We start from the raw sequence: 10,432 nt of genomic DNA on the forward strand, positions 1-10,432 counted from the left end.
TTTTTCGATACTCATCTCTACAAAAAATCGCCTCATCGATTTGGTTTTTACAATAGTATGATTTTCGTATATTTGTAATTCAAAATAAAGGTATTATGACAACTATAACTATAAATGAGCGTACTAAAGCAGGTAAAATTGTGTTGGAATTAGCAAAAATACTTTCTGTTTCAAACAAAGGTGTAGAAATTGAAACATTAGTTAAAGATAAGCCTGTTTCGAAAGTTAATGAGGGTAATTATGATCCGAAATTTGTTGCAATGATAAAGAAGAGAATTGCAAAAGAAAAATTTATGCCTATAACTACAAATTCGATATGGGAAAGTATCTAGTCAATTTTTCTGAAAGTGCATTAAAAGAACTTGCAAAACATAAAAAAGCTGGAAACAAAGCAATCAATATTAAAATTGATAAAATCTTCAACGAATTAAAAGAAACTCCATATACTGGCGAAGGACATCCCGAAGCATTAAAGCACAGTTTGACTGGCCTATGGTCAAGACGAATAAACAGAGAACACAGAATAATTTATAGTGTTGATGAGAATATTGTAACTGTTTATGTTGTTTCAGCAATGGGACATTACAATAATAAGTAATCAATTATTATAAATGGACTCAATTCAACCCACTTTCTCCATTCTCATCTCTACCAAAAATCGCCTAAGTGATTTTGCTTTTACTTTTCAGAAAATAAATCATCTGCTTAAAAAGGATAACGTTGAGTGTGTCGTTTTTGATGATGGTTCTTCGGATTTTAATGATAATTAGTAAAAATCACATAATTAACACTATATTTGTGATTATTAACACATAAAAAGCATTAAATACGTGAAGATAATTTTTGAAAGAACATTAGAAACTGCTTTAGTCCAGTGGAAAAATGGGCCAAACCACAAGCCATTACTGCTAAATGGAGCGCGTCAGGTAGGTAAAACCTATTTGATGAAGCGGTTGGGAACAAACCATTTCAAAAAAATGGCTTATTTTAATTTTGATGAAAAGCCTGAACTTGCCCAATTTTTCGAAAATACCAAAGATGTATACCGTATTCTAGGAAACTTATCCCTTGTTCACGGAGAACAAATAGATGTGCAAACCCTGATCATTTTTGATGAAATTCAAGAATGTTTACCGGCACTAAACAGCCTTAAATATTTTTTCGAAAACACTCCTGAATTATATGTGATTTGTGCGGGTTCCTTACTGGGTGTTTCTTTAGGTAAATCCAATTCGTTTCCAGTAGGAAAGGTGCAGTTTTTAACGCTTTATCCACTTAGTTTTTCAGAGTTTTTAGGGCAATGTGACCCTAAACTTGATGTGTATTTAAAAGGTGTAAAAAAGATAGAACCCCTACCGGATCTATTTTTTTCGTCTATTAAGGATCATTTCAAAAAGTATTTAATAACAGGAGGTTTGCCAGCAGTGGCTTTAACTTTTTTAGAAACCAAAGATTTTGTTCAAGCCGATATGGTACTCAAAGACTTAATTCGTTCTTATGAGCTCGATTTTGCCAAACATCCTATCATGAAAGATGTTGCCAAAATCGGGCATGTTTGGCACTCTCTTCCTTCTCAACTAGGCAGAGAAAATAAAAAATTTGTTTACCAGCTCGTTAAATCTGGAGCAAGAGCACGAGAGTATGAAGACGCCATACGTTGGCTAGAACAAGCAGGTTTGGTATATCGTATTGCTTTATGTAAAACTCCAAAACTACCTTTGTCTGCTTATGATGATTTGAGCGCATACAAAATTTACGCTTTCGATGTTGGAATATTACGCAAACAATCCAAACTGGATCCTATTGTTTTTACCGAAGGAAACAGACTTTTTGTAGAATTCAAAGGCGCACTTTTAGAAAACTATGTTTTGCAAAGTTTAGTTCCTCAATTTGAAGTATTACCACGTTATTGGACCTCTGGAAACGAAGCTGAGGTTGATTTTATTATACAGTCAAAAAACACAATTATTCCCGTTGAAGTCAAATCGGATGAAAATGTTAGAAGCCGTAGTTTGACTTTTTATGCCAAAAAATACCATCCAGAATTGCGTATCAGATATTCTCTTAAAAATCTATCTTTCCAAGATGGATTGTTGAATATACCACACTTTATGGCTGATTATACAGCAGTATTCATTTCGTTGTTAGCCTCGGAAGGTGTTTTTGAAGCTTCTTTACAAAGCTAATTGTGCCTAATTTAAGTATTTTAATAAAGCAATAACAACACACCAATGCAACCAATTCAACCCACTTTCTCCATTCTAATTTCTACCAAAAATCGCCTAAGTGATTTGGCTTTTACTTTGCAGAAAATAAATCATCTGCTTAAAAAGGATAACGTTGAGTGTGTCGTTTTTGATGATGGTTCTACCGATGGAACGTATGAGTATGTAAAAGATAACTTCCCCCATATTAAAATTCATAGAAATGAATTTTCTAAAGGTTATATTTTTTGTAGAAACACGATGCTCAACGAAACCAAAGCTACTTATGCTATTTCATTAGATGATGATGCTCATTTTGTAACCGAGAATCCTTTAGAATCCATTCAAGACTATTTTGAGCAAAACGCGAACTGTGGTTTGATAGCTTTCCGTATTTTTTGGGGATTAGAAGATCCTAATTCTATAGTTTCTAACGAAAATCCACAACAAGTACAGGGATTTGTCGGTTGTGCACATGCCTGGCGTATGAAGGCTTGGCGAAACATTCCTAATTATCCGGAATGGTTTGTATTTTATGGCGAAGAGAATTTTGCTTCTTACCAATTATTCAAAAAGAACTGGCAAGTTCATTATTTTCCTCAGGTTTTAGCCCATCACAGAGTTGCTGTAAAATCAAGAAAAAACGATGCAGATTATACGCTTCGTTTGCGGCGGTCGCTTCGCTCGGGGTGGTATTTGCTCTTCATGTTTTATCCCATTGCTACAATTCCAAGAAAGCTAGCCTATTCTATATGGATGCAACTCAAAAAAGTGTTCAATGGCGATTTAAAAGTGTTTCAAGCGCTAGTTTTGGCATTGTTGGATTTAGTTTGTGCTATTCCGCGAATTATAAAAAACAGCCACCGAATGTCGCAAACAGAATATGATTCCTATTTTAAACTTCCTGAAACCAAAATTTATTGGCAGCCCGAAAACAGTATTAATTAAAACAATAAATTATTCGTACTTTTCGAATTTTAAATATATATAATATCCCAAGATAAAATAATGAAGAGCGTTATAAAAAAGATGTTAGGTTCTATTGGCTATAAAATTTCAAAAAAAAGTACAATTTTACTGCTTGATGATGATCCGTTTTTAGCAATAAAAGATAAATTAGTAGGTAATAATATTATATTTTTTGACATTGGTGCAAATCTAGGTCAAACGATTCAAAAAATGAGAAATCATTTTTCTAATGCGAAAATTTATGCTTTTGAGCCAAGTATAAATTGTTTTAATTACATAAGAGAAAAATTTGTGGATTCAAATTTAAGTATTCATAATTCAGCTGTGGGTTTAAATTCTGGAAATTTGGAATTCAATGAATATTCTTGGAGTGCTTTAAATTCTTTGTTGAAAAGAGCTTATGGTACTGCAAAAATTGTGGAAACCTATTTAGTTGAAGTCATTACTATTGACGAGTTTTGTAGCAAAAATAAGGTTCCATATATTAATTTATTGAAAACAGACACTGAAGGTTATGAACTCAATGTTTTGAAAGGTGCATCGAACTTGATGAAACAAAATAAGATTCAGTTCGTATATGTTGAAATATTTTTTAACGAAAATTATGTTGGTCAATCTTCCTTTGGGGATATTTATAATTTTTTATTGGAAAATCGATTTGAATTAGTTCGGTTTTATGATATTCTTTATACTGCAGATGGTGTGGCTTCAAAAACTGATGTGTTGTTCATAAATAAAAACTTTATGAATTAGGATAGTTATTAGAATATTTAAAAGCTGGTTTTCTAGAAACCAAAATTTATTGGCAAGTAGAAAAATATGCCTAAACTACATAAATCGTGCAAATTGAAAATCGTATTTTCAATTTGCACGATTTGTGTTAAAATTTAATATAAAATGATGATTTACAATAAGTTAAAGCCCTGTTATTTATTCTTGTTTTTTACTAAATAAGCTATTTATTAAAAATCATAGAAAAACGCTTATTTTTGTTTAAAATAGAAAGAAAAAATGATGTCAAAAAAATCATCGCCCTATAGCATTGCCCCAATTTTAGGATTTTATGACATTGCTCCACAAGTTACGGTCTGTAGTTTAGAGGATTTTTTAAATATGGAAATTTAAATGAAAACAATAGCTGTAATTCCCGCTCGAGGCGGTTCTAAACGGTTGCCTAACAAGAATATTTTATTGTTGGGAGGAATCCCCTTGATTGCACATAGCATTTTATATGCCCAAAAAAATAGTGCCATTATTGATGAAATTTATGTTTCAACAAACGATGAAGTGGTAAAAAAAATCGCCTTGTACTATGGAGTTAAAGTAATTGATAGACCCGAAAGTTTATCAGGAGATTTCGAGCCTACGGTAACTGCATTAAAACATGTCTTAGAATCTATAGACTACGAAGTCGAAAATGTAGTTTTGCTGCAGCCTACAAATCCGTTGCGTCCCGATTATTTGCTAAAAGAAGCTTTTGAAATCTTTCAAAAGCAAAATTATGATAGTTTATTTACGGTTTCAAGAAACCATCAAAAGTTGGGTAAAATAAAAAACAATCAATTTATCCCCCTCAATTACGAAATGGGGCAACGAAGCCAAGATTTAGAGCCCTTGTATTTCGAAAATGGATTATTGTATATTAGCAAAGCAAAATTAATTCTACCTCTCGACTGCGCTCGAGGTGACAGTGAAATAATTTCAAAAAGTGCTTTTCCATTCGAAGTTAACCATATTTTTGCGAATGTAGATATTGATTCACAAGATGATTTGGATTATGCGGAGTATTTATTTAATAAATTCATAATTCATAATTCATAATTCATAATTCATAATTTCACTATGAATCCATACATAACAATAGCAGGAAGAAAAATAGGTATTGACTATCCACCATTAGTTATTGCTGAAATTGGAATTAACCACGAAGGTTCATTGGCGGTTGCCAAATCAATGGTCGATGCTGCGCATCGTGCTGGAGTGGAAGTAGTGAAACACCAAACTCATATTGTTGAAGATGAAATGTCTGGCGCAGCCAAGAAAGTCATTCCAGGTAATGCTGATGTTTCAATTTACGAAATTATGAAGCGTTGCTCTTTAAATGAAGAAGAGGAATTGGAACTAAAAAATTATGTAGAAAGCAAAGGAATGATTTTTATATCCACTCCTTTTTCAAGAGCTGCTGCTAATCGCTTGCAAAAATTTGATATTCCAGCATACAAAATAGGTTCTGGTGAGTGCAATAATTATCCTTTGCTAGAACATATTGCTTCTTTTGGCAAACCCGTAATTTTAAGTACTGGAATGAACACTATAGAAAGTGTTCAAAAAGCAGTTGCTATTTTTGATAAGCACAACATTCCTTTAGCACTTTTGCATACTACCAATTTGTACCCGACACCCATTCATTTGGTAAGGTTTGGTGCTATGACACAATTACACGAAGCCTTTCTTGATAAAGTTTTTGGGTTGTCAGACCATACTTTAAATAACAACGCTTGTTTGGGTGCCGTGGCACTAGGTGCCAGTATTTTAGAAAGACATTTCACCGACACCATGCAACGTACAGGTCCAGACATTGTTTGCAGTATGGATGAGCCAACTACAAAAGAATTAATTACGGGTTCCAATGAAATTTGGCAAATGCGTGGCGGAACAAAAGAGCCAGCAAAAGAGGAGCAAGTTACTATTGATTTTGCTTTTGCCACGGTCTGTTCTATTGCTCCAATCAAAAAAGGAGCGGTATTCACAACAGAAAACATCTGGGTTAAACGACCTGGAACAGGGGAGATTTTGGCGGAACATTTTAATAATTTATTAGGTAAAGTAGCGACTAGAAATATAGAAAATGATGAGCAATTGAAGTGGGAGGATTTTAATTCATTACACACCCCCAACCCCTCTCAAGAGGGGAGTTAGAAGTGCAAAAAAACGAAAAAAGTAAATTATTAAATTTCAATAAATTCTAATAGCCATTTGTTAATAGGGATGGATTCCCCCTCAAGAGGGGAGTTAGAAGTGCAAAAAAATAAAAAAAGTAAATTAACCCGTTGGGTGTAATTAATAAAAATTAATAATTAATAGTATATGAAAAAATTTAACCGCATAGATTCATAGAAAAAAGAGTTTGATAGCCCAATTCATGGTTTCGCATAGCTATGTTTTTCTCGAATTAAGAGAAACGACTTTCAAAATTTTCAGAATCTATATTTCTATGTGGTTAAAAAATTATGAAAATTGAATTACACCCAACGGGTTAAATTATTAAATTTCAATAAATTCTAATAGCCATTTGTTAACAGGGATGGATTCCCCTCTTGAGAGGGGTTAGGGGTGTGTAAAACGCCTGAATCGAATACATCATTTTAGCATCTTTGCACTTATTAAAAAAAATAGCAAGTATTTAAAATGAAAAAAATATTATTCCTTACCGGAACACGTGCCGATTTTGGCAAAATAAAATCGTTGATTTCAATTCTTGAAAAAAGTGCAAGTTTCGAGGTTTTTGTTTTTGTAACTGGCATGCATTTGCAAAAAGAGTACGGTTACACACTTATCGAAATTGAAAGATGTAATTTTAAAAATCTGCATACTTTTGAAAATCACACCCACGAAACTACAATGGATTTGACTTTGGCCAAAACCATTGAAGGTTTGTCAAATTATATAAAAACGATTGAACCTGACATGATAGTCGTTCATGGAGATAGAGTCGAAACCTTGGCTGGAGCAATAGTAGGTTCGTTGAATAATATTTTGGTTGCTCACATCGAAGGCGGAGAGCTTTCAGGAACAGTAGATGAACTGATACGACACAGTGTGAGTAAATTGTGCCATATACACTTTGTTTCTAATAAGGCTGCAGCCAAAAGATTAAAACAAATGGGCGAAGTGGATTCATCTATTTTTACTATTGGTTCTCCAGATATTGACAGTATGTTTTCTAAAGACTTGCCTGGTTTAGAAAAAGTAAAAGACTATTATCAAATTCCTTTTGAAAAATATGCCATTGTAATGTTTCATCCTGTGACCACGGAAGTCAAAGAGATGAAGCAATATACTGAAAATTTTGTTAATGCCTTGCGGAATGATAGCCATAATTATGTGGTGATTTACCCCAATAATGATTTAGGGAGTCAAAGTATTATTGAAAAGTATCAAGTGCTGAAAGAAAATTTGAGATTCAGAATCTTTCCTTCCCTGCGATTTGAGTATTTTTTAACCTTATTAAAATCCAGTCAATTCATCATTGGAAACAGCAGTGCTGGCATTCGGGAAGCTCCTTATTATGGTATTCCTATTATCAATATAGGGTCCCGTCAACAGAATCGTGCGGTACATGCCGATATTATCAATGTAGATTATACCACAAAGAGTATTTCAGAAGCATTAAAAAACATTGACACTAAGGAATCTAATAAAATAACTTTCGGTTTTGGTCAAGGAAATAGTGCTCAATTGTTTTTGGAAGTGATGGAAGACAAAGCTATTTGGCAAATCAATCATCAGAAACAATTTAGGGATATTGATTAATTCGTTTGTTATAAAATACAAATAAATTAAAAATTGTTTTCTTTATAAAACAATTTTAACTATTTTTGTTTGATATAAAATACAAAATGGAAGAATTATTCGAAAAATACCAGCAAAAACTGCGCTATACTTCTATAGAAATAGTGAGAAGTATCATGCTAGATATCAATTGGAATTCAAGGTTAATTGGTATAAAAGGTGCTAGAGGAATTGGCAAAACAACCTTGCTTTTGCAGTATATTAAAATGCACTTGAAGGATGAGCAAAACAAAGCTTTGTATGTAAGTTTGGATAATATTTGGTTTAGCAATCATACATTGAGTGAGTTGGTAGACTATTTTGTAAAGAGAGAAGGAAAATATTTGTTTTTAGATGAAGTTCATAAATATCCCAATTGGGCACAAGAACTTAAAAATATTTACGACGATTACCCCACGCTAAAGGTCGTTTTTACGGGTTCATCCTTGCTGGAAATACTAAACGCTCGTGCTGATTTGAGTCGCAGAGCCATTGTTTATAAGATGCAAGGGCTTTCGTTTCGAGAATTTATAGCTTTTGAAACGGGGTTGCTTTTAGACTCTTATTCCTTGGATGAAATACTTGAAAATCATATTGATATTTCAAAAAATATACTTTCAAAAATAAAGCCACTACCTCTTTTTGAGTTGTATTTGAAACAAGGCTATTATCCTTTTTATAAAGAGAACCCCGAAATGTACGGCACTATTTTGATGGAAATTATCAATATGTCCCTCGAAATCGAATTGCCATTACTTCGAAAAGTAGATTTGGGGTACGTATATAAGATAAAACAATTGTTATTGATTATTTCAGAATCGGTTCCTTTTGTTCCAAACACCAGTAAGTTAAGTGCAAAAATGGGAATCGTCAGAGGAACGCTACTGTTATATCTTCATTATTTAGATGAAATTGGGATTACTTCTAATTTGTATAAGGAATCTGGAGGAATTAGTAAATTGCAAAAACCCAACAAAATTTTTCTAGATAACTCCAATTTGATGTTTGCTATAGCGCCAAAATCGACAAATACTGGAAACATGAGAGAAACTTTTTTTGCCAATCAATTGGGGTATCAACATCAGTTGAGTTATATAGAACAAACAGATTTTTTGGTGTCTAATAAATATAGTTTTGAAATTGGTGGAAAAAGTAAGAGTACAAAGCAAATAAATGAATTGTCGAACGCCTATGTTGCCGCAGATAATTTGGAGTTTGGATATAAAAATACCATTCCTTTATGGCTTTTTGGTTTTTTGTATTGATATATTGAGAAAACACCTCGTCTAAGTTATTTAAACCAAACAAAGCAAGAAACAATAAGTCAATTTAAACAGAAATGATTACATTTTTAAAATTAGGGTTTAAAGGAAATTTTGGGAATCAGTTATTTCAAATTGCTTCAACAATTGGAATTGCTGATAAAAATTTGCTTCCATTTTCTTTTCCTGTTTGGCAATATTCGAAATTTTTCGAATATCAATTTCCTGTTTTGTCTCTTGATGATGATTTTGAACTTATAATTGAACATAAATACAGTTATTATGATTGGAATTTAAAAAATGGAAAATATAATATTGAGGGCTGGTTGCAATCCGAAAAGTATTTTGATCTAAGTAAAACTAAAGAAATTTTCACTTTCGACATAGATTTTAAAAATCAATTAATTCAACATCATCAAGAGTTGTTTGCCAATAGTACAATTCTAATTTCTATTAGAAGAGGCGATTTTATTCGGCATCCGTATTATTTTCAACTATCATTTAAATACTATTTTCTTGCCATTATTAAGAATTTTCCGGATTGGAAAAACAGAAATTTGATTTTTACTAGCGATGATATTCAGTATTGTGAATATCATTTTTCTTTTTTGAAAAACGCTTATTTTCTAAAAAATTTATCGGGTATTGAGCAATTGGTTTTGGGGTCTCAATGTGATGATTTTGTGATTAGTAATTCTACTTTTTCATGGTGGTCGGCTTGGTTGGGCGAAAAAGAAAATTCAAAAATAATTCGGCCTATTAAAAATTTTAGTGATGAATTTGGTGTGCAAAATGACGATTCCGACTATTTTCCTTCTCGGTGGATTCCTTTTGATGATAGTTTGTATAAAATTGATAATAAGTATTTTGTTTTACGGGTTAAAGCTGCCTTGTATATTTTATTTTTGAACATAAAATTTGAAATATTAAAATTTGCTCAAAGAATACGTTACGCAAAAAGAAAATGGTTTGGAGTGTTTGGAATTTAAAAAAATAGTATAAATTAGAAATAAATGTTATTATTTTAAGAGGTTTGTCAAGTCGAGCGCAGTCGAGACTCAACAACTAGTCTCGACCATGTCCGTCTTGAGCGAAGACGAAAGGCTCGACTTGACAATAATCCCATTTATAAATTGGGTTAAGTGTAATTATTATTTGTCACTTCGAGCGCAGTCAAGATGTACAATTAGTTCTCGACTTTAGTTTGTCTTGAACGAGGAAGATAAGCCAGAACTGACAATGAGACAAATCGATATATCTAAACGATATAATTAATTAAAAAAGGTTAAATAAGTCAACTAAAATAATATAGAGCCAAACAATGCTATTTAACTCCCTATCTTTTTTACTGTTTTTACCCATAGTTTTCACTCTGTATTGGTTGGTCAATAAACGAGGATTACAGTTGCAAAACTTTTTGTTGTTAATAGCAAGTTATTTCTTTTA

The 10,432-nt window shown here is 32.4% G+C and carries 11 protein-coding genes; all 11 read left to right on the forward strand.

Annotated features, from left to right (window positions below):
• Positions 1-95 precede the first annotated feature (95 nt).
• The 11 genes from ACKVOD_RS01455 to ACKVOD_RS01505 all read left to right on the forward strand — a co-directional run bounded on the left by ACKVOD_RS01455 (position 96) and on the right by ACKVOD_RS01505 (position 9,975).
• Positions 96-332, forward strand: coding sequence for a hypothetical protein (locus ACKVOD_RS01455; RefSeq protein WP_409207707.1), 237 nt, complete (start codon positions 96-98; stop codon positions 330-332).
• Positions 317-598, forward strand: a complete 282-nt coding sequence (locus tag ACKVOD_RS01460; protein WP_409207708.1) for a Txe/YoeB family addiction module toxin — start codon at positions 317-319, stop codon at positions 596-598. The genes ACKVOD_RS01455 and ACKVOD_RS01460 overlap by 16 nt, the downstream gene beginning before the upstream one ends.
• Before the next feature lie 13 nt (positions 599-611).
• Positions 612-770, forward strand: a complete 159-nt coding sequence (locus ACKVOD_RS01465) for a hypothetical protein (RefSeq protein WP_409207709.1) — start codon at positions 612-614, stop codon at positions 768-770.
• Between the two features lie 60 nt (positions 771-830).
• Positions 831-2,186: an ATP-binding protein gene (locus ACKVOD_RS01470; protein WP_409207710.1), complete on the forward strand. Its 1,356-nt coding sequence runs from the start codon at positions 831-833 to the stop codon at positions 2,184-2,186.
• 45 nt (positions 2,187-2,231) lie between these two features.
• Complete coding sequence (locus ACKVOD_RS01475) at positions 2,232-3,152, forward strand: glycosyltransferase family 2 protein (protein ID WP_409207711.1); 921 nt, start codon at positions 2,232-2,234, stop codon at positions 3,150-3,152.
• Between the two features lie 60 nt (positions 3,153-3,212).
• A complete protein-coding gene (locus ACKVOD_RS01480; protein ID WP_409207712.1) occupies positions 3,213-3,926 on the forward strand; it encodes an FkbM family methyltransferase in 714 nt (237 codons plus the stop codon).
• A 372-nt stretch (positions 3,927-4,298) separates the two neighbouring features.
• Positions 4,299-4,994: a cytidylyltransferase domain-containing protein gene (locus ACKVOD_RS01485; RefSeq protein ID WP_409207713.1), complete on the forward strand. Its 696-nt coding sequence runs from the start codon at positions 4,299-4,301 to the stop codon at positions 4,992-4,994.
• A 21-nt stretch (positions 4,995-5,015) separates the two neighbouring features.
• Complete coding sequence (neuB, locus tag ACKVOD_RS01490) at positions 5,016-6,092, forward strand: N-acetylneuraminate synthase (protein WP_409207714.1); 1,077 nt, start codon at positions 5,016-5,018, stop codon at positions 6,090-6,092.
• Positions 6,093-6,581: 489 nt separating this feature from the next.
• A complete protein-coding gene (gene neuC / locus ACKVOD_RS01495; protein WP_409207715.1) occupies positions 6,582-7,706 on the forward strand; it encodes a UDP-N-acetylglucosamine 2-epimerase in 1,125 nt (374 codons plus the stop codon).
• A gap of 86 nt (positions 7,707-7,792) precedes the next feature.
• The gene (locus ACKVOD_RS01500) at positions 7,793-8,989 is read left to right on the forward strand and encodes an ATP-binding protein (protein WP_409207716.1); all 1,197 of its coding nucleotides are present in this window, start codon (positions 7,793-7,795) and stop codon (positions 8,987-8,989) included.
• A 74-nt stretch (positions 8,990-9,063) separates the two neighbouring features.
• Positions 9,064-9,975 (forward strand): alpha-1,2-fucosyltransferase, encoded by a 912-nt coding sequence (locus ACKVOD_RS01505; RefSeq protein WP_409207717.1) that lies wholly within the window; start codon positions 9,064-9,066, stop codon positions 9,973-9,975.
• The last annotated feature ends 457 nt before the right edge of the window (positions 9,976-10,432 follow it).

The organism is Flavobacterium sp. (assembly GCF_046155325.1).
Taxonomy (GTDB): Bacteria; Bacteroidota; Bacteroidia; order Flavobacteriales; family Flavobacteriaceae; genus Flavobacterium.

Coding starts and splice junctions, on each gene's coding strand:
- ACKVOD_RS01455 (WP_409207707.1), top strand. CDS start 96: ATGACAACTATAACTATAAATGAGCGTACTAAAGCAGGTAAAATTGTG.
- ACKVOD_RS01460 (WP_409207708.1), top strand. CDS start 317: ATGGGAAAGTATCTAGTCAATTTTTCTGAAAGTGCATTAAAAGAACTT.
- ACKVOD_RS01465 (WP_409207709.1), top strand. CDS start 612: ATGGACTCAATTCAACCCACTTTCTCCATTCTCATCTCTACCAAAAAT.
- ACKVOD_RS01475 (WP_409207711.1), top strand. CDS start 2,232: ATGCAACCAATTCAACCCACTTTCTCCATTCTAATTTCTACCAAAAAT.
- ACKVOD_RS01480 (WP_409207712.1), top strand. CDS start 3,213: ATGAAGAGCGTTATAAAAAAGATGTTAGGTTCTATTGGCTATAAAATT.
- ACKVOD_RS01485 (WP_409207713.1), top strand. CDS start 4,299: ATGAAAACAATAGCTGTAATTCCCGCTCGAGGCGGTTCTAAACGGTTG.
- neuB (WP_409207714.1), top strand. CDS start 5,016: ATGAATCCATACATAACAATAGCAGGAAGAAAAATAGGTATTGACTAT.
- neuC (WP_409207715.1), top strand. CDS start 6,582: ATGAAAAAAATATTATTCCTTACCGGAACACGTGCCGATTTTGGCAAA.
- ACKVOD_RS01500 (WP_409207716.1), top strand. CDS start 7,793: ATGGAAGAATTATTCGAAAAATACCAGCAAAAACTGCGCTATACTTCT.
- ACKVOD_RS01505 (WP_409207717.1), top strand. CDS start 9,064: ATGATTACATTTTTAAAATTAGGGTTTAAAGGAAATTTTGGGAATCAG.